General features: G+C 65.3%; 24 protein-coding genes. 18 read left to right on the forward strand and 6 right to left on the reverse strand.

The window, feature by feature from the left end; translation table 11 throughout:
* Positions 1–75: 75 nt before the first annotated feature.
* Both dnaN and dnaA read right to left on the reverse strand, forming a co-directional pair.
* Complete coding sequence (gene dnaN, locus ACN5W5_RS16820) at positions 76–1,182, reverse strand: DNA polymerase III subunit beta (RefSeq protein ID WP_420049635.1); 1,107 nt, start codon at positions 1,180–1,182, stop codon at positions 76–78.
* Positions 1,183–1,369: 187 nt separating this feature from the next.
* Positions 1,370–2,776: a chromosomal replication initiator protein DnaA gene (dnaA, locus tag ACN5W5_RS16825; protein WP_420049636.1), complete on the reverse strand. Its 1,407-nt coding sequence runs from the start codon at positions 2,774–2,776 to the stop codon at positions 1,370–1,372.
* A 220-nt stretch (positions 2,777–2,996) separates the two neighbouring features.
* On the opposite strand from dnaA, the gene rpmH reads away from it, so the two are divergent.
* From rpmH to ACN5W5_RS16860, 7 genes are all read left to right on the forward strand, one after another.
* Positions 2,997–3,131: a 50S ribosomal protein L34 gene (gene rpmH / locus ACN5W5_RS16830; RefSeq protein WP_177136703.1), complete on the forward strand. Its 135-nt coding sequence runs from the start codon at positions 2,997–2,999 to the stop codon at positions 3,129–3,131.
* A gap of 82 nt (positions 3,132–3,213) precedes the next feature.
* The gene (locus ACN5W5_RS16835) at positions 3,214–3,648 is read left to right on the forward strand and encodes a ribonuclease P protein component (protein ID WP_420049637.1); all 435 of its coding nucleotides are present in this window, start codon (positions 3,214–3,216) and stop codon (positions 3,646–3,648) included.
* Positions 3,638–3,925 carry a membrane protein insertion efficiency factor YidD gene (gene yidD / locus ACN5W5_RS16840; RefSeq protein WP_420049638.1) on the forward strand — a complete coding sequence of 96 codons (288 nt, stop codon included), beginning with the start codon at positions 3,638–3,640 and terminating at the stop codon, positions 3,923–3,925. Before ACN5W5_RS16835 ends, yidD begins: the two co-directional genes overlap by 11 nt.
* A complete protein-coding gene (yidC, locus tag ACN5W5_RS16845) occupies positions 3,922–5,622 on the forward strand; it encodes a membrane protein insertase YidC (protein ID WP_420049639.1) in 1,701 nt (566 codons plus the stop codon). Before yidD ends, yidC begins: the two co-directional genes overlap by 4 nt.
* Before the next feature lie 168 nt (positions 5,623–5,790).
* Complete coding sequence (mnmE, locus tag ACN5W5_RS16850) at positions 5,791–7,212, forward strand: tRNA uridine-5-carboxymethylaminomethyl(34) synthesis GTPase MnmE (RefSeq protein ID WP_420049640.1); 1,422 nt, start codon at positions 5,791–5,793, stop codon at positions 7,210–7,212.
* A 116-nt stretch (positions 7,213–7,328) separates the two neighbouring features.
* A complete protein-coding gene (locus tag ACN5W5_RS16855) occupies positions 7,329–7,820 on the forward strand; it encodes a Crp/Fnr family transcriptional regulator (protein ID WP_420049641.1) in 492 nt (163 codons plus the stop codon).
* 84 nt (positions 7,821–7,904) lie between these two features.
* Positions 7,905–8,564, forward strand: coding sequence for a hypothetical protein (locus tag ACN5W5_RS16860; protein ID WP_420049642.1), 660 nt, complete (start codon positions 7,905–7,907; stop codon positions 8,562–8,564).
* Positions 8,565–8,640: 76 nt separating this feature from the next.
* Here the strand turns inward: ACN5W5_RS16860 and ACN5W5_RS16865 are convergent, their stop codons facing one another.
* On the reverse strand, positions 8,641–9,186 hold the full coding sequence (locus ACN5W5_RS16865; RefSeq protein ID WP_420049643.1) for an adenine phosphoribosyltransferase: 546 nt from the start codon (positions 9,184–9,186) through the stop codon (positions 8,641–8,643).
* Positions 9,187–9,254: 68 nt separating this feature from the next.
* The gene (locus ACN5W5_RS16870; protein ID WP_177136711.1) at positions 9,255–11,240 is read right to left on the reverse strand and encodes a monovalent cation:proton antiporter family protein; all 1,986 of its coding nucleotides are present in this window, start codon (positions 11,238–11,240) and stop codon (positions 9,255–9,257) included.
* Between the two features lie 61 nt (positions 11,241–11,301).
* Between ACN5W5_RS16870 and ACN5W5_RS16875 the strand changes: the two genes are divergently transcribed.
* The 6 genes from ACN5W5_RS16875 (at position 11,302) to ACN5W5_RS16900 (ending at position 16,296) form a co-directional block, all read left to right on the forward strand.
* On the forward strand, positions 11,302–12,300 hold the full coding sequence (locus ACN5W5_RS16875) for a KpsF/GutQ family sugar-phosphate isomerase (protein WP_420049644.1): 999 nt from the start codon (positions 11,302–11,304) through the stop codon (positions 12,298–12,300).
* A 128-nt stretch (positions 12,301–12,428) separates the two neighbouring features.
* On the forward strand, positions 12,429–12,995 hold the full coding sequence (locus ACN5W5_RS16880; RefSeq protein WP_420049645.1) for a KdsC family phosphatase: 567 nt from the start codon (positions 12,429–12,431) through the stop codon (positions 12,993–12,995).
* Positions 12,992–13,639, forward strand: a complete 648-nt coding sequence (gene lptC, locus ACN5W5_RS16885; protein WP_420049646.1) for an LPS export ABC transporter periplasmic protein LptC — start codon at positions 12,992–12,994, stop codon at positions 13,637–13,639. The genes ACN5W5_RS16880 and lptC overlap by 4 nt, the downstream gene beginning before the upstream one ends.
* A gap of 32 nt (positions 13,640–13,671) precedes the next feature.
* Entirely contained in the window at positions 13,672–14,475 is an 804-nt protein-coding gene (locus tag ACN5W5_RS16890; protein ID WP_420049647.1) for an SDR family oxidoreductase, read from the forward strand.
* Between the two features lie 349 nt (positions 14,476–14,824).
* The gene (locus ACN5W5_RS16895) at positions 14,825–15,022 is read left to right on the forward strand and encodes a c-type cytochrome (RefSeq protein WP_420049648.1); all 198 of its coding nucleotides are present in this window, start codon (positions 14,825–14,827) and stop codon (positions 15,020–15,022) included.
* Between the two features lie 11 nt (positions 15,023–15,033).
* Positions 15,034–16,296 carry an FCSD flavin-binding domain-containing protein gene (locus ACN5W5_RS16900; protein ID WP_420049649.1) on the forward strand — a complete coding sequence of 421 codons (1,263 nt, stop codon included), beginning with the start codon at positions 15,034–15,036 and terminating at the stop codon, positions 16,294–16,296.
* Between the two features lie 191 nt (positions 16,297–16,487).
* Here ACN5W5_RS16900 and ACN5W5_RS16905 read toward each other — a convergent pair whose 3' ends face one another.
* Complete coding sequence (locus tag ACN5W5_RS16905; protein ID WP_420049650.1) at positions 16,488–16,892, reverse strand: RNA recognition motif domain-containing protein; 405 nt, start codon at positions 16,890–16,892, stop codon at positions 16,488–16,490.
* A gap of 394 nt (positions 16,893–17,286) precedes the next feature.
* Here ACN5W5_RS16905 and metX point away from each other — a divergent pair, with 394 nt between their 5' ends.
* A complete protein-coding gene (gene metX / locus ACN5W5_RS16910; RefSeq protein WP_420049651.1) occupies positions 17,287–18,462 on the forward strand; it encodes a homoserine O-succinyltransferase MetX in 1,176 nt (391 codons plus the stop codon).
* On the forward strand, positions 18,459–19,040 hold the full coding sequence (gene metW / locus ACN5W5_RS16915) for a methionine biosynthesis protein MetW (RefSeq protein WP_304922579.1): 582 nt from the start codon (positions 18,459–18,461) through the stop codon (positions 19,038–19,040). Before metX ends, metW begins: the two co-directional genes overlap by 4 nt.
* Here the strand turns inward: metW and ACN5W5_RS16920 are convergent.
* A complete protein-coding gene (locus ACN5W5_RS16920; protein ID WP_420049652.1) occupies positions 19,032–19,712 on the reverse strand; it encodes a transglutaminase domain-containing protein in 681 nt (226 codons plus the stop codon). The two genes, metW and ACN5W5_RS16920, sit on opposite strands and share 9 nt — an antisense overlap.
* 274 nt (positions 19,713–19,986) lie before the next feature.
* Between ACN5W5_RS16920 and ACN5W5_RS16925 the strand changes: the two genes are divergently transcribed.
* The 3 genes from ACN5W5_RS16925 to ACN5W5_RS16935 all read left to right on the forward strand — a co-directional run.
* Positions 19,987–21,735, forward strand: a complete 1,749-nt coding sequence (locus ACN5W5_RS16925) for a methyl-accepting chemotaxis protein (RefSeq protein ID WP_420049653.1) — start codon at positions 19,987–19,989, stop codon at positions 21,733–21,735.
* A 25-nt stretch (positions 21,736–21,760) separates the two neighbouring features.
* The gene (locus ACN5W5_RS16930; protein WP_420049654.1) at positions 21,761–22,291 is read left to right on the forward strand and encodes a chemotaxis protein CheW; all 531 of its coding nucleotides are present in this window, start codon (positions 21,761–21,763) and stop codon (positions 22,289–22,291) included.
* A 241-nt stretch (positions 22,292–22,532) separates the two neighbouring features.
* The coding region (locus ACN5W5_RS16935) for a chemotaxis protein CheW (protein ID WP_420049655.1) at positions 22,533–23,056 on the forward strand (524 nt) is incomplete at its 3' end.

Genomic DNA, 23,056 nt, shown 5'->3' on the forward strand with positions numbered 1-23,056 from the left:
CTTTTCAGAAACGCTAGAAAGGCCAAACCCGCTGTGCAGCGGGTCGGGCTTTGGGGAGACCTGGATCGGGAACGATCAAATCCGCATCGGCATGACAACGTATTTGAAGGCGTTGTCGTCGGGGTTCGTGAGCAGCGCCGAACTGTTGCCGTCGGACAGTTCGATGCGAACCATTTCCTGTGACATGTTCTGCAGCGCGTCGATCAGGTAGGTGACGTTGAAGCCGATCTCGATGGTGTCGCCACCGTAGTCGATGTCGAGCTCGTCCACCGCTTCCTCCTGCTCGGCGTTGCTCGACGCCACGCGCAGCACGCCGGGCTCGATGTTCAGGCGCACGCCCTTGAACTTCTCGCTCGTCATGATGGCGGTGCGCTGCAGCGAGGCCAGCAGCGGCACGCGACCGAGGGTGATGATGTTCTTGTGGTTGCGCGGGATGACGCGGTTGTAGTCGGGGAACTTGCCCTCGACCAGCTTGGTGACGAACTCCATGCCGTCGAAGCTGAACTTGGCCTGGTTGGCGGCGAACTGCATCTCGATCGCGCCTTCCTTGTCGGACAGCAGGCGCTGCAGCTCGATCACCGTCTTGCGCGGCAGGATCACTTCCTGCTTCGGCACTTCCACGTCCAGCGTCGCGCTGGCGAACGCCAGACGGTGGCCGTCGGTGGCGACCAGGCTGAGTTGCTTGCCTTCGGCCACGAACAGGATGCCGTTGAGGTAGTAGCGGATGTCGTGCACGGCCATGGCGAACGACACCTGGCCCAGCAGGCTTTTCAGCGTCTTCTGTGGCACGGCAAACACCGGGCCGAAACTGGCCGATTCCTGCACCAGCGGGAAGTCTTCGGCCGGCATGCTCTGCAGCGTGAAGCGGCTCTTGCCACCTTTGAGGATCAGCTTGCCGGCGCTCGATTCGAGGCTGACGGACTGGTCGCCCGGCATGGTGCGCAGGATGTCGATCAGCTTGCGCGCGCCCAGGGTGGTGGCGAAGTTGCCGTCGTCACCGTCGAGCTGGGCCGTGGTGCGGATCTGGATCTCCAGATCGCTGGTGGTCAGCTGCACGGCCGACCCGGTCTTGCGCACGAGCACGTTGGCCAGGATGGGCAGCGTGTGGCGGCGTTCAACGATACCCGCGACCGACTGCAGCGCAGCCAACACCTTGTCCTGGGTCGATTTCAAAACGATCATGTCAGACTCTTTCGTCTCTGGTTGCCGGTTGTTGGCGGGTGGGACTTCCCAAGCCCCAAGAAGGGCTTTCTGTCAGCCAAATACCGCCTATTTTCGCCTTTTTGAAGCGCGAGTCCTGAAAACACCTTCCCCGTCAGATGCGGGCTGTGCCGGCCGTGGCGAGCGGGTGCGCACTGCCTCACGCCGGTCAGCCTTTGAGCGTCTGTTCCAGCACGTGCAGTTGCTGGTTGAGCTCGGTGTTCTGCTGGCGTTCGGCGCCGATTTTTCGCACCGCGTGCAGTACCGTGGTGTGGTCGCGCCCGCCAAACAGCTCGCCGATCTCGGGCAGGCTTTTTTGCGTCAGCTCCTTGGCGATGAACATGGCAATCTGGCGCGGCCGGGCGATGCTGGCCGGGCGCTTCTTGCTGTACATGTCCGCGACCTTGATCTTGTAATAGTCGGCGACGGTCTTCTGGATGTTCTCGACGCTGATCTGCCGGTTCTGGATCGACAGCAGGTCTTTCAGCGCATCGCGCGCCAGCTGGATCGAGATTTCCTTCTGGTTGAAGCGCGAATAGGCCAGGATCTTGCGCAGCGCGCCTTCGAGTTCGCGCACGTTGGAGCGCACGTTCTTCGCGACAAAAAACGCCACTTCCTCGGGCATGACGGCATTTTCCACCGCCGCCTTGTTGATCAGGATCGCCACGCGCATTTCCAGCTCGGGCGGCTCGATGGCCACCGTGAGGCCCGAATCGAAACGCGAAACCAGTCGCTCGTGGATGTCCGGCAGACCCTTGGGGTAGGTGTCGCTGGTCAGCACGATGTGCGACTTTTTGGCCAGCAGCGCCTCGAAGGCGTTGAAAAACTCCTCCTGTGTGCGCTCCTTGTTGGCGAGGAACTGCACATCGTCGATCAGCAGCAGGTCCAGCGAGTGGTACTGGGCCTTGAATTCGTCAAAAGTCTTGCGCTGGTAGGCCTTGACCACATCCGAGACGAATTGTTCGGCGTGGATGTAGAGAACTTTGGCCTGTGGATGGTCGGACAGCAGGTGGTTGCCGATCGCGTGCATCAAGTGGGTCTTGCCCAGACCGACACCGCCGTAGATGAACAGCGGGTTGTAAAGCTGTCCGAGGCTGCCCGCCACGTGCATCGCCGCGGCGCGCGCCATGCGGTTGGCCGAACCTTCCACCAGGGTGGAAAAGGTCAGCGCCGGGTTGAGCCGGGACTTGGGGGCGCGCGGACTCGTGATCTCTGCAGGCGCCAGATCGGGCAGCTCGGCCAGCACCTGGTCCTGCACTGTTCGGGGTGCAGGTGACGTCCTGCTGGGGCCCTCACGCGGAGCGAGCGCCAACTCCAGTGTCACGGGCGTGCCCTGAATGGCCTCCAGCAGCAAGGCGATGCGGGACGCGTACTGGGCCCGGATCCAGTCCAGCTTGAAGCGGTTGGCCACCGACACCACGACCTTGGAGGCATCGGCTGACACACTGGCCGAGAGCGGCCGGATCCAGGTGTTGAACTGCTGTTCGGGGATTTCTTGTGCGAGCTTGTCGACGCAGGCCAGCCAGAGGGACTGGGCGTCGGTGGATGGGGTGTCTGGGGGGGTGCCCTCGATCATGCTGGGAAAGGCGAACGCTGAATTTTGTGGACAAATGACTCGGGGCAGACTGTCCATTGTAGTGTGGCCGGTGACTTATCCACAAGGCGGTTTTCCCCCTGTGCTGTGCTGCCCTGCCGGGGCTTTCTGAAGCAAGGCAGACAGAAAAGCGGCCAAGTGCTTGCCGGGCTTTGATTTTATTTGCGATAATTGCGGGTTTCCCCGACATTTACTGAGCATCATGAAACGCACTTACCAGCCATCCAAAGTCCGCCGCGCCCGCACCCACGGCTTTCTCGTCCGCATGAAGACCCGTGGCGGCCGTGCCGTGATCAACGCTCGCCGCGCCAAGGGCCGCAAGCGTCTGGCTCTCTGAGCCTGAACGTGCTCCGCCGGTATTGGCCGGTCCCGACTTCCGTTACCGGCTCCCGGTGACAGACAGCGAGGCACAACGGGCCATGCAGCGCATCCGGTCCCGGCAGCAGTTCCAGGCCGTCATGGCGGGAGCCCCTGTGGCCAAAACCCCCCACTTCGCCTTGCACCGAGCGTCGCTCGTGAGCGAGCATTTGGGACGTCCCTTGTTTCCTGTGGCCGATGTCTGGCTGGGCGTGCTCCTGCCCAAGCGCTGGGCGCGCCGCGCGGTCACGCGCAACGCGATCCGTCGCCAGATCTACGAAGCCGCCCGCCACGTCGCGACCGGTTTGCCGCAGGCAGCGCTGGTGGTTCGCCTGCGCAGCGAGTTCAGCCGCAAGCTGTTTGTGAGTGCGACTTCCGATGTGCTCAAGCGCGCGGTTCGCGCCGAGCTGGATCAGTTGCTGGGCCGCGTGATCGGTCCTGCTCCGGTCAGCCCGGCCGTTGTGGCGACCCGGACGGAGGCGCCCCATGGTGTCTGACTGGCCGCGCCAGGCGTTGGTGGGCCTGGTCAAGGGCTACCGTTTGCTGCTCAGTCCCTGGCTGGGCAGCAGCTGCCGTTTTGAACCCACCTGTTCCATCTATGCGATCGGTGCGCTGGAGCGGCACGGTGCACTGGCCGGTGGCTACCTCATGCTCAGGCGCCTGGGTCGCTGCGGACCCTGGTGCGAGGGCGGTCACGATCCGGTGCCCGACGTGGCGCCCGGCCTGTTTTCCCATCTGGTTTCCCCTTCCTCAGAAAAGAAGAACCCGTCATGAATGACATCCGTCGGTCCATCCTGTGGGTGGTTTTTGGTTTTTCGATGGTCCTGATCTGGGACAAGTGGCAGATCCACAACGGTAAAGCGCCAACGTTTTTCCCGTCTGCCGCCGTGACCGCGCCCGCTGCGAAGGATGCCCCACCGGCGACCCCTGCCGACGCGTCCGTGCCCGGCAGCACCGCGGCAACCACGACGGCAGGCGCGGCTGTGGCGCCACAGGGCACGCCCGCCCCGGCGCCGGCAGCGGTCCGCCATGAAGTCACCACCGACGTGTTGAAGCTCGTGTTCAACACCGAGGGCGGCTCACTCATCGGCGCCGAACTGCTCAAGCACGCGAGCACGACGCTGGGCACGCAGCCGTTTGCGCTGCTGGTCCAGAACGATACCCAGACCTATCTGGCCCAGTCTGGCCTGATCGGGGGCAATTTCCCCACCCACAAGACACCCATGACCGTGGTGGCCGGCCCGACGGCGCTGACCGACGGGCAAAACGAGCTTCAGGTGCGCTTCGAGTCGGCCGAGGTGGGTGGCGTCAAGCTGGTCAAGACCTACACCCTGACTCGCGGTAGCTACGACATCGCGGTGCAGCACGAAGTGGTGAACAACAGCGGCCAGCCCGTGAGCCCGCAGCTCTACGTGCAGCTGGTGCGCGATGGCAACAAGACCAGCAGCGAAACCCCCTTCTATTCGACCTTCACCGGCCCGGCCATCTACACCGAAGCCCAGAAATACCAGAAGATCGAATTCGCCGACATCGACAAGGACAAGGCCGACTTTGAAAAGAGCGCGACCAATGGCTATGTGGCGATGGTGCAGCACTACTTTGCGTCGGCCTGGGTGCTGGCCGACGGCCTCGCGCGCGACAACTTCGCGCGCAAGGTGGACAACAACCTGTACGCCGTGGGCTCCATCACCACCCTGCCCGCCATCGAGCCGGGTCAGCGCAAAGCCGTCGATGCCCAACTCTTCGTTGGTCCGCAGGAAGAAAAAGCGCTGGAGGTCATCACCCCCGGTCTGGAACTGGTCAAGGACTACGGCTGGCTGACCATTCTGGCCAAGCCGCTTTACTGGCTGCTGGAAAAAATCCACGGTTTCGTGCAGAACTGGGGCTGGGCGATCGTGCTGCTGGTGGTGCTGATCAAGGCGTCGTTCTACTGGCTCAACGCCAGCGCCTACCGCAGCATGGCCAAGATGAAGAAGATCAATCCCCGCATCATGGAAATGCGTGAGCGCCTCAAGGGCAATCCGCAGCAGATGCAGCAGGAGATGATGAAGATGTACCGGGAGGAAAAGGTCAACCCGCTGGGTGGCTGCTTCCCGATCCTGATCCAGATACCGGTGTTCATCGCGCTCTACTGGGTGTTGCTGTCCAGCGTCGAAATGCGCAATGCGCCCTGGATGGCCTGGATCACCGATCTGTCTTCTCCCGATCCTTGGTTCATCCTGCCGCTGGTGATGGCCGTGACCACGGTGATCCAGACCGCCCTCAACCCGCTGCCGCCCGATCCGCTGCAGGCCAAGCTGATGTGGATGATGCCGCTGATGTTCTCGGTGATGTTCTTCTTCTTCCCGGCCGGCCTGGTGCTGTACTGGATCACGAACAACATCCTGACGATCGCCCAGCAGGCTTTCATCAACAAGCGCATGGGTGTGCCGCTGAAGATCACGAATCCGTTGGAGCTGTTCAAGAAGTAGATCGGCTCCCCGCTGCGCCCGCCTTGCAGGCCGCAGCCCCCCAGGGGACAATGCGAGCGGCCCGACAAAGCCAGTTCCGCCGCATTCCCGGTAGGGGCACTTCACTCGACTGGGTCTGCTTTTGCAGGCCCTTTCTGTTTCTGAAACCTCTTGCCGCAGAATCCGCCCATGCTCTCCGCTTCCCGCGATCCCATCGTTGCCATCGCCACCGCACCCGGTCGCGGGGCGGTGGGTATCGTGCGGGTGTCGGGCCGGGGGTTGGCGGCGTTCGTTCAGGCCCTGCTCGGGCGGGCGCTGAAACCGCGCGAGGCCACTTACCTGCCGTTCCCCGATGCGGACGGCCAGCCCATCGACCATGGCCTGGCGCTGTGGTTTCCCGGGCCCCATTCGTACACCGGCGAGGACGTGCTGGAGCTGCAGGGCCACGGAGGGCCGGTGGTGTTGCAGCTGCTGCTGGCACGCTGTCTGCAGGTGGCACAGACGCCCGTCGCAGAAGACCAGCAGCAGCTGCCCGGCCTGCGCCCGGCGCGCGCTGGCGAGTTCACCGAGCGGGCGTTCCACAACGACAAACTCGACCTGGCACAGGCCGAGGCGGTGGCCGACCTGATCGATGCCAGCACCGAAGCCGCCGCGCGCAGCGCCAGCCGCTCGCTCGCGGGCGTGTTTTCCGAGCGCATCCATGCGCTGCGCGACGCGCTCATCAACCTGCGCATGCTGGTCGAGGCGACGCTGGATTTCCCGGAGGAGGAGATCGACTTTCTGAAGAAGGCCGACGCCACGGGTCAGCTGCAGCGCTTGCGCACCGCGTTGGCCGATGTGCGGACCCAGGCCCGGCAGGGGGCGTTGCTGCGCGACGGACTCACGGTGGTGATTGCCGGACAACCCAACGCGGGAAAAAGCTCGCTGCTCAACGCGCTGGCCGGTGCCGAGCTGGCGATCGTGACACCGGTGGCCGGCACCACGCGCGATGTGGTTCAGCAGACGATCCAGATCGAGGGCGTGCCGCTGCACGTGATCGACACCGCGGGTCTGCGCGACAGCCCGGACGTGGACGAAGTGGAAAAGATCGGCATCGAACGCGCCTGGGGCCAGATCCACCAGGCCGACGCAGTGCTGTTCCTGCACGATCTCACCCGCAGCGACAGCCTGACCTACCAGTCCGCCGATGCGGACATCGCTGCCGCCCTGCCCGGCGGGGTGACCGTGCTGCAGGTGTGGAACAAGCTCGATCAGTGCAGCGACAGCGCCCGGGCCATGCTGTCGGATCGCGCACGGGCGGGCGAGCTCGCGATTTCCGCCAAAAACGGCGACGGACTGGAGGCCCTGCGCCAGCGCCTGCTGGACCTGGCCGGCTGGCAGCACGCGGGCGACGGCCTGTTCATGGCACGCGAACGTCACCTGCAGGCGCTGGCGCGCGTGGGCACACACCTCGACGGCGCGCACACGCTGCTGGCCGCACAGGCCGAACACCTGGACCTGATGGCCGAAGAACTGCGTCTGGCCCAACAGGCACTGGGTGAAATCACCGGCGAATTCAGCGCCGACGACCTGCTTGGCGAGATTTTTTCGCGCTTTTGCATCGGCAAATAGTCCGCAGCGCACCGCCTGGCGTTCTTGCGCCACCGTCTGGAGCGCAACTGTAAGCAGCCGTTAATGCACACGGCGCGGGCTTGCACGCGCGGGCCCCTCACGGTTAATGTTGCCGAATGAACGCCAGCCTACCAGCGCCAATGCGTGCCGACATCATGGGCCTGGCCCAGGCGATGAGGCAGAGCAGCGCGCTGGATGCGGTGCCGCTGAACCTGACCGAGCCACAGTGGCAGGGCTTGGCCGATTTCCTGCAGCCAGTCTCCCTGCAGCAGGGACAGGTGCTGATCGAGCAGGGCGTGAAGGACCGAACGGTCTATTTTGTCGAGACGGGCAGCCTGACGGTGCACTACGAAGACGTGAAGGAGCGTGTGCGCATCGCACTGGTGGGCCCCGGGTCGCTGCTGGGTGAGGGTGCATTTTTTAGCCACCTGCCGCGCAGTGCGACTGTGCAGGCGGGTGCACCCAGCCGGCTATGGTGCCTCACGCCCTTGCGTTTTCGAGAGCTTTCCACCCGTTTCCCGCAGATCGCGCTGGAGTTGTCGGTGGCCATGGCCGCGGTGCTGGCGCGCCGCATGTACAACCGGCCCAAACGCGTGGCTGTGACCTGAATCAAGTAGCGCACGCGCTGTTTGCTCCAATATTCCCTCACTTTTTCTCACATCGCGATGCCCCCGGCAACGCATACTTCGACCATGTCCCTATTGCGGTGGCTTCAAGCCAGAAAATCGGATCCCGGTGCCAACGGTGGCCATGCGAAGCCTCGCCGTTCCTTCGGCCAGACCACCTTGCCCCTGATCTCGCCGCGCCGTGGCCGGCGCATCCTGCGTCGGGAGCAGCTGTTTTCGGTGGTGCGCGAGTCCCTGATCCGGGCCGGGGTGCTGTCGACCAGCTACGAATTCAAGGTGCTCAAGCTCGACGCCAACGGAGACCGGTTTCTGGTGCTGATCGATCTGGCGTTGCCCGCCGACGTCATGCCCGATGAATACCTGCTGGAAATTGAACGCTGGATCCAGAGCAGCGCCGACAAGCGCCACACCATGGCCGTGCAGGGGGTCTACTGGCGGCGCAAGGCGGCTCAGGACCAGCGGGGCATTGCGCTCAAGGCGGCGGTGGCAGCGCAGACACAGCGCCAGGCCACGTCGGACAACCCCACCGCGATCCCGGTCCCGGTGCTCACGCCGTCCAGTGGCCGGGCGCAGCCCGTGGCAGCCGATGAGGTGAATGCGTTTCGGCGAGCGCTGCAGACGCCCGCGCTGCCGGTGCACCGGCTGGACACGGAGGCCGATGTTCCCCCGCCCGAATCGCACAGCGATTTTTCGGCACTGAGCGAAACGCAGTACGGAAAACTGTAAGGGGTGATGATGCCCCCGAGCGTCCCGCGCCTTCGTCGGCGCGGACCGCGGCAGCACCGCTGCGAGGGCCACGGCGTCAGTGGCCCGAGAAATCCACCAGCGTGAACAACGGCAGTCCGCTGGCCCGCAGCCGGGCTGAGCCGCCCAGTTCGGGCAGGTCAACGATGGCGGCGCCTTCCATCACTTCGGCCCCCAGTTTCTCCAGCAGCCGTGCGCCGGCCATCATGGTGCCGCCCGTGGCGATGAGGTCGTCGATCAGCAGGACCCGGTCGCCCGGTTTGACCGCATCGGTGTGCAGTTCGACCGTGGCGCTGCCGTATTCCAGCTCGTAGGTTTCTTCCACCGTGGTGAAGGGCAGCTTGCCCTTCTTGCGGATCGGCACGAAGCCCAGGCCGAGTTCGTAGGCCACCACCGAACCAATGATGAAGCCCCGCGCGTCCAGCCCGGCCACCACGGTGGGGCGCAGGGACGGCGCCATGTAGCGGTGCACAAAGGTGTCGATCAGCACGCGGAACACCCGGGGGTCCTGCAGCAGGGGCGTGATGTCGCGGAACTGCACGCCGGGCGCAGGCCAGTCGGGCACGGTCCGGATGTGGGATTTGAGGTAGTCGGTGCTGTCCATGGTGTGATCCGGGTTGAGGAGCGCCGGTGCGCTGGGGTTTGAGGGGGCGGCGGAAGGGAACCGGTCCGTCAACCCGACAGCAGCCGGTCTTCGGCCAGCGCCAGCGCAGGCGCTTTGCCGCTGAGCACCAGAGTGTCGCCGCCTTCGAGCACCGTGTCGTCGTCGAAGGGCACGCCATGGCCGCTGGACCGGCGCAGGTTGGCGACGCGCACGCCCACGGTTTCGAGCGCCAGGCTGCCCAGCGTCTTGCCGACCGTACGACCGGCCGACGGCAGCGTCACGGTGTTCAGGCGCTCGTGTTCGGCTTCTTCGATGCCATCGTCGTCCGCCCCGTGGAAGTAGCCCTTGAGCAGGTTGTAGCGCGCGTCGCGCTGGTCCTGCACGACGCGGATCACGCGCCGCATCGGCACACCCACCAGCGCCAGCGCGTGGCTGGCCAGCATCAGGCTGGCCTCGATCGCTTCAGGCACCACCTCGGTGGCGCCAGCGCTGCGCAGCTTCTCCAGATCAGCGTCATCGATGGTGCGCACCACCACCGGCACCTGGGGGGCCTGTTCGTGGGTGTGGTGCAGCACCTTGAGCGCGCTGGCGGTCTCGATGTAGGTGATCACCACCGCGCTGGCGCGGTGCAGGCCGGCAGCGATCAGGGCCTGCAGGCGCGCCGCGTCACCAAAGACGACCGAGTCCCCGGCCGCAGCGGCCTGGCGCACGCGGTCGGGATCCAGGTCGAGTGCCATGTAGGGAATGCCTTCGGCCTCCAGCAGCCGCGCCAGGTTCTGGCCGCAGCGACCGTAGCCGCAGATGATCACGTGTTTGTCGGCGTTGATCGCCTTGCGCGCGATGCTGGTCATCTGCACCGACTGCATCAGCCAGTCGCTGCCCACCACCCGGCTGACGATGTCGTTGGCGTACAGGATCACGAAGGGGGTGGCCAGCATGGACACGACCATCGACGCCAGGATGGGGTTGAAGAGCGCCGGCGGCACCAGGTTGTTCTGTCCGGCCAGCGTGAGCAGCACCAACCCGAACTCGCCGGCCTGCGCCAGGTACAGGCCCACGCGCAGCGACACCCCCATGCTCGCGCCCCAGACCCTCGTCAACCCGGTGATCAGGGCCAGCTTGAACGCCACCGACAGCGACAGCAGCAGCAGCACCAGTGGCCAGCGTTCCAGCACCAGCCGCCAGTCGAGCATCATGCCGATGGTGATGAAGAACAGCCCAAGCAAGACATCGTGGAATGGCCGGATGTCGGTCTCCACCTGGTGCTTGAACTCGGTTTCCGAAATCAGCATGCCGGCCACGAACGCGCCCAGCGCCAGCGACAGGCCGGCGTGTTCGGTCAGCCACGCCAGGCCCAGGGTGATGAGCAGCAGGTTGAGCATGAACAGTTCATCGCTTTTCTGCCGGGCCACCAGCGTGAGCCACCAGCGCATGACCTTCTGGCCGCCGGTGAGCAACACCCCCAGCAGCACCACCGCCTTGAACAAGGCCAGACCCAGGGCGGGCAACAGGTCTTCCGGGGCTGCGCCGAGCGCAGGGATCAGCACCAGCAGCGGCACCACGGCCAAGTCCTGGAACAGCAGGATGCCCACCACCCGTTTGCCGTGTTCCGACTCCAGCTCCAGCCGCTCGGCCACCATCTTGATCACGATGGCCGTGCTGCTCATGGCCATGATGCCGCCCAGCGCGACCGCGATCTGCCAGGACACCTTCCACCAGGTGGGCAGCAGCAAGGCCATGGCCAGCGAAGCGGCTGAAGTGATCAGCAGGGTGAGCACCACCTGGGACAGGCCGAGTCCGAACACGTGGCGCCGCATCGCCCGCAGCTTGGGCAGACTGAATTCCAGTCCGATCACGAACATCAGGAAAACCACGCCGAATTCCGCCAGGTAGCGCACGCCGCTGGAGTTCTGTGCCAGTGCCAGCGCGTTCGGCCCGATCACCACGCCCACCACCAGGTAGCCCAGCATGGGCGGCAGCTTGAACTGGCGGCACACCACCACGCCCAGCACGGCGGCCAGCAGGTAGAGCAGGGTGATGTCCAGCGAATTCATGAAGCAATGGTAAGGGCTCGCCGCGACAGCCCGGAGCGGGTCCAGCGACGATAATCCGGGCATGAGTCTGCCCTCCACGTTCGACCCGGTGCGCGCCCTGTCCCTCGCACGCGAAACCCTCAGCATCGAGGCGACAGCCGTCAACGCCATGGCCGATCGCATGGGCGACAGCTTCGCCCGCGCGGTGGCCCTCGTGCTGGGCAGCAGCGGTCGCGTGGTGGTCATGGGCATGGGCAAGAGCGGCCATGTGGGTCGCAAGATCGCCGCCACCCTCGCTTCGACCGGCACACCCGCGATGTTTGTGCACCCGGCTGAGGCCAGCCACGGTGACCTCGGCATGATCACGGCGGCTGACGTGGTGCTGGGCATCAGCAACAGCGGTGAGAGCGAAGAGCTCACGGCCATCCTGCCCTTGATCAAGCGCATGGGCGTGCCCCTGGTGGCGCTCACCGGCCGCGTGCAGTCCACCCTGGGCCGGCATGCCGCCGTGGTGCTCGACGCCTCGGTCGAAAAGGAAGCCTGCCCCCACAACCTGGCCCCCACCGCCAGCACCACGGCCCAACTGGCCATGGGCGACGCGCTGGCCGTGGCGCTGCTGGACGCGCGGGGCTTCAAGGCCGACGACTTCGCCCGCTCCCACCCCGGTGGCGCGCTGGGGCGCAAGCTGCTGACCCACGTGAGCGACGTGATGCGCAGCGGCGATGACGTGCCGCGCGTGCGCCTGGACGCCGATCTGATGACGCTGATGCGCGAGATCAGCGCCAAGGGCCTGGGTATGAGCGCCATCGTCGATGGCGAGGGCGCGGTGCTGGGCGTGTTTACCGACGGCGATCTGCGCCGCCTGATTGAAAGATCCGGCAGCAGCGTGGACCTGCGCGCGCTCACTGCGCGCGAAGTCATGCACCCCAATCCCCGCACCGTGCGGGCCGATGCCCTGGCGGTGGAAGCCGCGGACCTGATGGAATCGAACCGTGTCACCAGCCTGCTGGTGGTGGATGATGCGGGCAGCCTGACCGGCGCGCTCAACAGCAACGATCTCATGCGGGCGAAAGTCATTTGACCCCCCGCGCCGCCTTCGGCGTCACCCCCAGGGGGCGGAGCTGGCGGCCCGGCGACACCGGTTCCGCGGCGCCCTGGGTTTGCGCGGCCTCACTCGGTATTTTTCTTCTCCCCGGTTAGCATTGCTTCATGTCTTCTGATTCGCCGCCGCTGCGTCCCACGCTGAACTTCCCGCCCGAGCTGTTGTTGCGCGCGCAGCCTGTGCGTGTGGTGTTCTTCGACGTGGACGGTGTGCTGACGGATGGCGGCCTGTATTTCGGCGAGTCGGGTGAAACTCTCAAGCGCTTTCACACGCTCGACGGTCATGGCATCAAGCTGCTGCAGCGGGCCGGCATCACGCCGGCCGTGGTGAGCGGGCGCGATTCGCTGGCCTTGCGCGCTCGCCTGAAAGCCCTGGGCGTGGTCCACACGCGTTTCGGCACCGAAGACAAGCGGCCGGCGGCCGAGGCCATCCTGGCCGAACTGGGTCTGGACTGGTCGGCCGCTGCGGCCATGGGCGATGACTGGCCCGACCTGCCCATGCTGCGGCGTGCCGCACTCGCCTGTGCGCCACCCACCGCCCATCCCGAATTGCTGGCCCTGGCCCACCATGTCACACAGCGCCTGCCAGGGGCAGGCGCTGTGCGCGAGCTGTGCGATCTGTTGCTGGTGGCCAGCGGTCACTATGCGCGTGAGCTGGAGGCGGCCGCATCGTGAACGCACCCGCACCCGCCGATCCCCAGGTGAAGAAGCGCCGCAGGGGCCTGAGCCGGATCTGGGACCAGCTCTCCCTGTACATCCCGGTGCTGCTGATGATGCCGCTGGCGCTGGCGTCCTATCTCCTGCTGCAGGCCACACCCCAGCCCATTGAGCCCGAGCCCGAGCGACTGGTCACCAACGAGCCGGACTTTTTCATGCGGCGGTTTTCCGTCAAGGTGTTTGCGCCCAACGGAACACTGCAAACCGAGGTCTACGGCGCCGAGGCCCGCCACCACCCCGACACGGACCGCACGGTCATCGACACCGCACGCATTCGCACCTACAGCGCGCAACGCCAGCTCTCCACGGCCACGGCGCGCGAAATCATCAGCAACGGCGAGGGCACGGTGTACGAGCTCAGGGGCGATGCGGTGGTGGTGCGCCAGGCCGCACGCGATGCCGCTGGCCAACGCTTGCCGCGCATGGAGTTTCACGGTGAATTTCTGCGGGTGAGCACCGACCCGGAACACATCGAATCGGATCTTCCGGTGCTCTTGATCCGTGACAAGGACCAGATGACGGCGGACACGCTCGACTACCGCGGTGATTCGCGCGTGGTCGTACTCAACGGCCGGGTTCGCGCCCAGCTTGCACCGCGCTGAGGCGCTCCCTGTCTCTGCACCCGGGGCCCTTGATGTCGCACGACCTGCCGCCCGCCCCCCTGGTGTTCATCACCGGGGCGTCCAGCGGCATCGGCCAGGCGCTGGCGCTGCGCTATGCGCGGGCGGGCTACCGGTTGGCTTTGGTGGCCCGCCGAAGTGGCGAGCTGCAAACCTGGGCGCAGGCCCAGGGTTGGGATGACAGCACCTGCCGGATCTACAACGCCGATGTGTCCGACACCGCGAGCATCGTGGCCGCCGGTGCCGACTGTCTGGCTGACCAGGGCCTGCCCGATGTGGTGATCGCCAACGCCGGCATCAGCATCGGCATGGACACCGCCGAAAGGGACGACATCGATGTGATGGCGCGCACCTTTGCCACCAACAACACCGGCATGGCCGCCACCTTCCAGCCCTTTGTGGCCGCCATGGCCCGGCGTGGCAGTGGCACGCTGGTGGGCATCGCCAGCGTGGCGGCCATTCGTGGCTTGCCCGGGCACGGGGCCTACTGTGCCAGCAAGGCCGCGGTCGTGGCCTATTGCGAGAGCCTGCGCGGCGAGCTCCGCCGCAGTGGCGTGGGTGTGGTCACGCTCTTGCCCGGCTATGTAGACACACCGCTCACCCGCAAGAACCGCTACGCCATGCCCTTTCTGTTGAGCCCGGAAGTCTTTGCGGCGAAGGCGTTTGACGCCATCGCCGCACAAACCAGCTACCGGGTGATCCCCTGGCAGATGGGCGTGGTGGCCAAGTTGCTGCGCCTGCTGCCGAACGGCCTTTTCGACCGATTGCTGGCCGGTCGGCCTCGCAAGCACCGGCAAAGCGAAGACACCGCAACCTGAAATTCGGGGACCGTCCCGGTGCGGCAGCGCGAGCGCGTCGCAGGCCCGAATCGGGAAAGAATGCAAAAGCAATACGGTGCAGATTTGCTCACTGTCGATCACGGGCTCGCGGTGCTGCGCACGTCACAAGTTGTGTAAAAAATCACAGTGCAATTTTCGATTTTCAGCCAAAGTGGCAGAGATGACCCGCAACACCTTCGCTCCACCCACACCGTTCTTGATCCAGAAACGTGCCTCTGGCCACCGGTTTTGGGTCATCTGCTGCCTGGGGCTGGGGTGGGTGGCGACTGCGCAAGCACAGTCGAAAGACCCGGCTGCATTTCAGGCCCAGGTTTGGGCGACCAGTTGCATGGCCTGCCACGGACCTGATGGTCGGGCCGAAGGCACGGGCCTGGCCATTGGCGGGCGCCCCGCCAAGGATCTGCTGGGCAAGCTGCTGGCCTACAAGAGTGGCCAGCTCAAGGGCACCATCATGCACCAGCACGCCAAGGGCTACAGCGACGAGGAACTCGCCCGCATCGCCGACCATTTTTCCGCACTCAAATGAACCCCCCCGGCATGACCCAGCGACGCACATTTCTCCAGGCCGGCCTGGCCGCCGCTTCGACGCTGGCGGCGCCCTGTGTGGCGGCGCAGACCGGCGAACGGGTGGTCATCATCGGGGGTGGTTTCGGGGGCGCCACAGCCGCGCGCTACCTGCACCGATTCAACCCCGCCCTGCAGATCACGCTGATCGAGCCCGCCAGCGAGTTCGTCATGTGCCCGATGAGCAACCGCGTGATCCATGGTGGTCTGAGTCTGCGGGACATCTCGCGGCCCTACAGCCGCCTGGTCGCCCAGAGCGGGCTGCGCTGGGTGCGGGCCCGGGCCGACGCGATCGACACCAGCCTGAGCGAGGTGCGCGTGGGGACCGAGAAGATTCCCTATGACCGGCTGATCGTGGCGCCAGGGGTTGACTACGTGTACGACGGCATCGACGGTTTGCAGACCGCGGCCCAGCAGGCGCGCGTGCCCCACGCCTGGAAGGCGGGCGAGCAGACCCAGCAACTGCGCCAGATGCTGCAGGCCCTGCCCGACGGTGGTGTGGTGGCCATGACGGTGCCCAAGGTGCCCTACCGTTGCCCGCCTGGCCCCTATGAGCGGGCCAGCCTGATCGCCCATTTCCTGCAGACGCGCAAACCCGGAGCCAAGCTGCTGGTGTTTGATGCCAATCCGGAAATTCAGGCCAAGAAAGGCCTGTTTGAAGCGGTCTGGAAAAGCCGCTACGGCGCGCAGATCGAGTACGTGCCTAACGCCGACCTGAAAGCGGTGGACACCCAGAGCGGTACGCTCAGCTTCGATCTGCAGGGCAAGGTCAAGGCGCAGGTGATCAACGTGATTCCGCCACAGCGCGCCGGCGCCATTGCCCGCAGCAGCGGCCTGGCCAATGTGGGCGACCGCTGGTGCGGCGTGGACTTCCTGAGTTACGAATCGACCGCCGCCAAGGGTGTTTACGTGCTCGGGGATTCGATCGCGGGTGCACCCGGCATGCCCAAGTCCGCGCACATGGCCAACCAGGAAGCCAAAGTGTGCGCCGGGGCGATCGCTGCGCAGTCGATGGGCATGCCGGTTCCGTCCCTGCCCATCATTGCCAACACCTGTTACAGCTTCGTCTCGCAGTCGGAGGTGATTCACGTGGCCGCGGTGTACCGCTACGACAGCGCCAAGAAAACCATGGTGCCGGCCAAAGACGCGGGCGGACTGTCCGAACGCCCGACCGCCACGGAGGCTCTCTTCGCCATGGCCTGGGCGACCAACATTCTCAATGACACGCTGGGTTGACGTGGACAGGATCGATGGTGCGTTGACATCCACACCGTGGCTGAAGTGCCGCTGACGGATATCGGCCTCAGACCACCCTGACACAAGGCGCGGTCTTCAACTTCTGCAGACGAAAAAAAAACCACCCGGGCAGGCCGAAGGGCTTTTTTTGAGCGACCCGGTCACGACAACCGGGTGGGCAGGGGGAGCGATCAGTAACCGCCGCGACCACCGCCGCCACCGCCATCACGACGACCACCGCCGCCGTAGGGGCTGCGGAAGCCGCCGCCGTCACCGCCACCACCGAAGCCGCCGCCACCACCGCGGGGGCCGCCAAAGCCGCCGCCGCCGGTGCGGGGAGGACGGGCTTCCATCGGACGGGCTTCGTTGACCACCAGGCTACGACCGCCCAGGGACTGGCCGTTCATGCCTTCAACGGCAGCTTGCGCTTCTGCGTCGCTGCCCATTTCGACAAAGCCGAAGCCTTTCGAACGGCCGGTGTCACGTTCCATCATGACCTTGGCGCTGTTGACAGAGCCGTAGGCGCTGAAAGCTTGTTGCAGGTCTTCGTCACGCACGGTGTAGGGCAGGTTGCCCACGTACAGTTTGTTGCCCATGGTTGGGACTCCTAATAACACTGAGAAAAATAGCGATGGAGCCCCGTTAGCACACAAAAACCTGTAGCACGCGAAACCAACCGATCACTTGTCAAGCGAGGCCTGATGGCTCTCGCGGGAGGATTATGCGCTGAATGCCGCATGGATAGTGACAATTTTTCGGGTGCCTGAAAGCGCCCAATCCCGCGATGCAGATTAGCAACATTTCCCGAAACGCGGGGTGTGCCGGTGGGGGCTGCCCGCTCGCAACGCTTCAATTTATACTCGCCAGCAGCGCCGATTTGATCCAGATTGCGGGCGCTTAAGAAATGCCGCTAAAGGGGGGATTCCCGGTCTCGCTCTTGGCGGCACCGGGTTTTTTGTTTTTGGACCCTGCCAGGCAGGGGATACCGCAGTGATCGTCACGCCCCAAACGTTCCGGTTCACCGAACCGCTGCCGCTCAAGAGCGGCGCCGTGCTGCCCGCCTACGAGCTGGTGGTGGAAACCTACGGCACGCTCAACGCCGACCGCTCCAACGCGGTGCTGGTGTGCCACGCCCTCAACGCCTCGCACCACGTCGCCGGCTGGCACGCCGACGCCAACGGCCAGCCGCTGCCGCGCAGCGAAGGCTGGTGGCACAACATGATCGGGCCCGGCAAGGCCGTGGACACCGACCGCTGGTTCGTCATCGGCGTCAACAACCTCGGTTCCTGCTTCGGCTCCACCGGCCCCACCCACACCAACCCCGCCACCGGCCAGCCCTGGGGTGCGGACTTTCCCGTGGTCACGGTGGAAGACTGGGTCAACGCGCAGGCGCGCCTGCTCGACGTCATGGGGATCGAGCAACTGGCTGCCGTCATGGGCGGCAGCCTGGGCGGCATGCAGACGCTGAGCTGGACCCTGCAGCACCCCGAGCGCGTGCGCCACGCCATCGTGGTCGCCAGCGCGCCCAACCTCACGGCCGAGAACATCGCCTTCAACGAGGTGGCGCGCCGCGCCATCGTGACCGACCCCGATTTCCATGGTGGCCACTACCTGCGCGAGGGCACCCTGCCCCGGCGTGGCCTGCGCATCGCCCGCATGATCGGCCACATCACGTACCTGAGCGACGACGTGATGAACGAAAAATTTGGTCGTAGCCTGCGCACGGCCAACGGGGAAGACCCGGCCGAGACCGCCGAGCTGGCCTACCGCTACACCACGCAGGACGTGGAGTTCCAGATCGAGAGCTACCTGCGCTACCAGGGCGACAAGTTCAGCGAGTATTTCGACGCCAACACCTACCTGCTGATCACCCGTGCGCTCGATTATTTCGACCCCGCGCGCGAACACGGTGGCAGCCTGAGTGCCGCACTGGCGCGAGCGAGAGCCCGGTTCTTGCTGGTGAGCTTCACCACCGACTGGCGCTTCTCGCCCGCGCGCAGCCGCGAGATGGTCAAGGCCCTGCTGGAAAACGGACGCGACGTGAGCTACGCCGAGATCGACGCGCCGCACGGCCACGATGCCTTCCTGCTCGACGACCCGCGTTACCACCAGGCGGTGCGGGCCTATTTCGAGCACACGGTGGCCAGCACGGAGGTCACAAAATGAGCGAAAAAGCCATTCTGGAATCCATCGCCCGGCTCGTGCCGCCGGGCTCGCGCGTGCTCGACCTGGGTTGCGGCGACGGCGCCCTGCTGGCCCATCTGCAGGCCACGCGCGGCTGCAGTGGCTACGGCGTGGAGATCGACGATGCCAAGGTGCTGGCTTGCGTCAAACGCGGTGTCAACGTGCTGCAGCTCAACCTCGAAGGCGGTCTGACCATGTTCGGCGACGACGCTTTCGACGTGGTGCTGCAGATCGACACCCTGCAACACCTGCGCAACGCCCAGACCATGCTGCTGGAGACCGCGCGCGTGGGTCGCCTGGGCATCGTGGCCTTTCCCAACTTTGCCCACTGGCCCAACCGGCTGGCGGTGTTGCAGGGCCACATGCCGGTGACCAAGCGCCTGCCCTACCAGTGGTACGACACGCCCAACATCCGCGTTGGTACCTACCGGGATTTCGAGGTGCTCGCGCGGCGCAACGGCCTCACCATCGAAGACAGCTTCGGCCTGCACGAAGGCCACGAAGTGCGCACCCTGCCCAACCTGCTGGCCAGCACGGCGGTGTTCCGCTTCTCAAGCTGAGGCGCTGCCCGCTTCGCGTGCGGCGTCGGCCGCAAAGTCGCCGGGCGTCGTTGCGGCTGCCGCCAGCAGGCCGGGGTAGATCGCAGCAAACGTGGCGGTGATCTCGGCCAGTGGCAGGTCGTCAAAACTGCCGCGCTCGGCCACGTATTCCATGTGCCGCTGGCCAGCGCGGTCAAACGGGTGGTAGAGCGAATCGTGCACGCCATCGAATTCCAGCGGCAGCAAGCCGAACTTCTCGCACAGTGAGAGGTTGAAGGCCGGCGTCGCCTTGCGCCAGCCGTTGTCGATCCAGAGTTCGGTGTAGCCGTGCCAGGCGAACACATCGGTTTGCATGGTCCGGCGCAGGCGTTCGGTGGACAGGTGGTTGCGCACATCGGCAAAACCGAGTCGCGCCGGGATACCGGTCGCGCGCGCGACCGCCGCCAGGGCCACCGCCTTGGGCACACACCAGCCACTGCCCCGGGCCAGCGCGGTGCTGGCTTTCATGCCGTGTTCGGACAGGTCGATGCGGTAGGGGTCGTAGCGCAGGCCGTCGCGCACCGCCAGGTACAGCGCCACCGCGCGGTCGCGGTCGTTGCTGCCCTGCGCGTGCGTGGTCGCGAAGGCGATCACCGCGGGGTGGTCGCTGTCGATGCAGGGGGTGGCGGTCAGATGGGGGGCGTGCACGTTCATGGTGCGAAATTACCAGAGCGCCAACCGGCTGCGCGACACCTGCGAGACGCCCTTTCCAAAACCCAAATAGTGCGAACTAGTTGGCACATGCACGTCTATTTAGCATTTCATTGATACGCGTCGGCGTCGATATAGAACCAACGTACCACCAACGAGTTCTGTTTCTCCCCACGCTGGTGGGGGCAATTGGTTTTCTGCGGACACCATTTCGGGCTTTGCGCTGACCCGAAAGGGCCACTGCTTCAAGCGCTGATTCTTAGAAGGTCAAGACATCATGAGTCCAGGATTCACGTTCGGCATTGCCCGCCGGCTTTACGCGGTCAGTATCGCCATTTCGTTGGCATTGGCCACTTTGGGCGTTTACGCGTACACCAGCCTGAACCAGGCCGCCGATCTGGCCGGCTTCACCGGCAGCACCCGTGTGCCGCAGCTCAACGCCGTGGCCGAGCTGGAGCTCAACGTGACCCAGGTCTCGCTGCAAATCCGGCACGCCATCCTGGCGCGCAATCCCCAGGAGCTGCAGGAGACCTTGGCGTACATCACCAACAAGCGCCAGCACATGGACGGGTTGTTCTCGACTTACGAAAAGCGTCTGTTTTCCGAGGAAGGCAAGTCGCATTTCGCCACTTTGCCGCCCCTGCTGGCGGCGTTCTGGAAGGAGGGTGAGGCCAACATCGCCCTGATCCAGGAGGGCAAGAAGGAAGAAGCCTTTGCCTATCTGGTGGACGTGACGATTCCCGCGCGCAACCAGTTGCTCAAGGCCTTCCATGGCGGTATCGAGATCCAGACCCAAGGACTGGGCAGGGACATCCAGCAGATTCAGAAAGACGCGCTGAGAACGGCGAACCTGATTGCCATTCTGGCCGCGGTCCTGTTGGTCGTGCTGATGGTTTTCTCGACGTATGTGGCCTCGGTGTTGCGCCGCCGTGTGGCCCTCACGCAGGCCGTTGCCGAGCGGGTGCGCGATGGCGACCTGACCACATCGGTGAACGACGACGTACGCGACGAATTCACGCCCCTGCTGGCTGCGATGAAAGACATGCAGGCCTCACTCACCCATGTGGTGTCCGAGGTGCGCCAGGGGGCTGACAGCGTGGCCACGGCCAGCGCGCAGATCGCCCAGGGCAACTCCGACCTCTCCAGCCGCACCGAGCAGCAGGCCTCGGCGCTGGAAGAAACCTCTGCCTCGATGGAGCAAATGGGGTCGACCGCCAGCCAGAACGCCGACAACGCACGCCAGGCCAGCCAGCTCGCGGCCAGTGCCAGCACGGTGGCGGTGCAGGGTGGTGAGGTGGTGAATCAGGTCGTGCAGACCATGAAGGACATCAACGACAGCAGCAAGAAGATCAGCGACATCATCGGCGTGATCGACGGCATTGCATTCCAGACCAACATCCTGGCGCTGAACGCCGCCGTGGAAGCGGCCCGCGCCGGTGAGCAGGGCCGGGGCTTTGCCGTGGTGGCGGGCGAAGTGCGCAACCTGGCGCAGCGCAGCGCCGAGGCGGCGAAAGAAATCAAGGGGCTGATCAGCGCCAGTGTGGAACGTGTGGATCAGGGCACGGCCCTGGTGGACCGCGCCGGCAGCACGATGCAGGAGATCGTGACCTCGATCCGGCGCGTGACCGATATCGTGGGTGAGATCAGCAGCGCCAGCAGCGAGCAGAACGCGGGTGTGGATCAGGTCAGCCAAGCCGTGAACCAGCTGGACCAGGCCACCCAGCAGAACGCCGCACTGGTGGAAGAAAGTGCCGCAGCGGCTTCCAGCCTGCAGCAGCAGGCTCAGCAACTGGTGCAGGCGGTGGGTGTGTTCCGGCTCTCGGGCCACGTGACAACGGCCCGCCCTGCGCCGACGTCGGTGTCGACCCAGCCGGCGCGCGCCAAAGCCCGTCCCGCCCCGGTGCGCACCGCGACACGTCCGGCCGTCAAGGCCCAGGCCCCTGCCGCCGTTTCCATGCAAGCCAGTGCGCCCAAATCCGTGGCCCTGTCCGCCAGCGGTGCGAGCGACGACTGGGAAAGTTTCTGATCCGCCGAACCGAAAGAACCCCACCATGGACATGCACCACGAAGGCAGCCACATTGCGCGCCAGGCCAGTGACCGCGCAGCGACTGCCGCAGCGGCGAAGAAAGCCGAATTCCTGACCTTCCGCCTGGGCGCGGAGGAATACGGCATCGACATCCTGCGCGTGCAGGAGATCCGCTCGTACGAGGAGCCCACACGCATCGCCAACGCACCGGCGTTCATCAAGGGCGTGGTCAACCTGCGCGGCGTGATCGTGCCGGTGGTGGACCTGCGCACCAAGCTCGGCTGCGAGAAGGTGGAATACAACGGGTTCACGGTGGTGATCGTGCTCAACGTGCACGGTCGCGTGGTCGGTGCGGTGGTGGATTCGGTGTCCGACGTGCTGGAACTCAGCAGCGAGCTGATCAAGCCCGCGCCCGAGATGAACACCACGGTGGACACCAGCTTCATCACCGGCATCGCCAGCGTGGGCGAGCGCATGCTGATCCTGATGGACATCGAGGCGCTGATGTCCAGCGCCGACATGGGCCTCATGGACAGCGCCCAGCGCCTGCAGTGACCCTCAGTCTGCCCTTCGCCAGCTGCTTGAACCAGCCGACCTGAAGTCCCCGGGGTGCCACCTGCTGCGCGGGTGGCGCTGCCGTTTCCCGGCGGCCCGGTGAGGGATTGTGTACTTCGGTATGCAGCCCATGCCCAAGACGCGGGTTTGCCCCCGCTTTGTCGGTCTTTTTCCGACTTCAGCTGGCGCCCGACTGGCCGATAGTTCATGGACCTTATCCGTTTTCCGAGGACCGAATACCATGGACATGCACCACGAAGGCAGCCACATTGCGCGCCAGGCCAGTGACCGCGCAGCCGCTGCCGCAGCGGCGAAGAAAGCCGAATTCCTGACCTTCCGCCTGGGCGCGGAGGAATACGGCATCGACATCCTGCGCGTGCAGGAGATCCGCTCGTACGAGGAGCCCACACGCATCGCCAACGCACCGGCGTTCATCAAGGGCGTGGTCAACCTGCGCGGCGTGATCGTGCCGGTGGTGGACCTGCGCACCAAGCTCGGCTGCGAGAAGGTGGAATACAACGGGTTCACGGTGGTGATCGTGCTCAACGTGCACGGTCGCGTGGTCGGTGCGGTGGTGGATTCGGTGTCCGACGTGCTGGAACTCAGCAGCGAGCTGATCAAGCCCGCGCCCGAGATGAACACCACGGTGGACACCAGCTTCATCACCGGCATCGCCAGCGTGGGCGAGCGCATGCTGATCCTGATGGACATCGAGGCGCTGATGTCCAGCGCCGACATGGGCCTCATGGACAGCGCCCAGCGCCT

The sequence above is a fragment of the Hydrogenophaga sp. ZJX-1 genome, from assembly GCF_048590325.1.
GTDB lineage: Bacteria > Pseudomonadota > Gammaproteobacteria > Burkholderiales > Burkholderiaceae_C > Hydrogenophaga.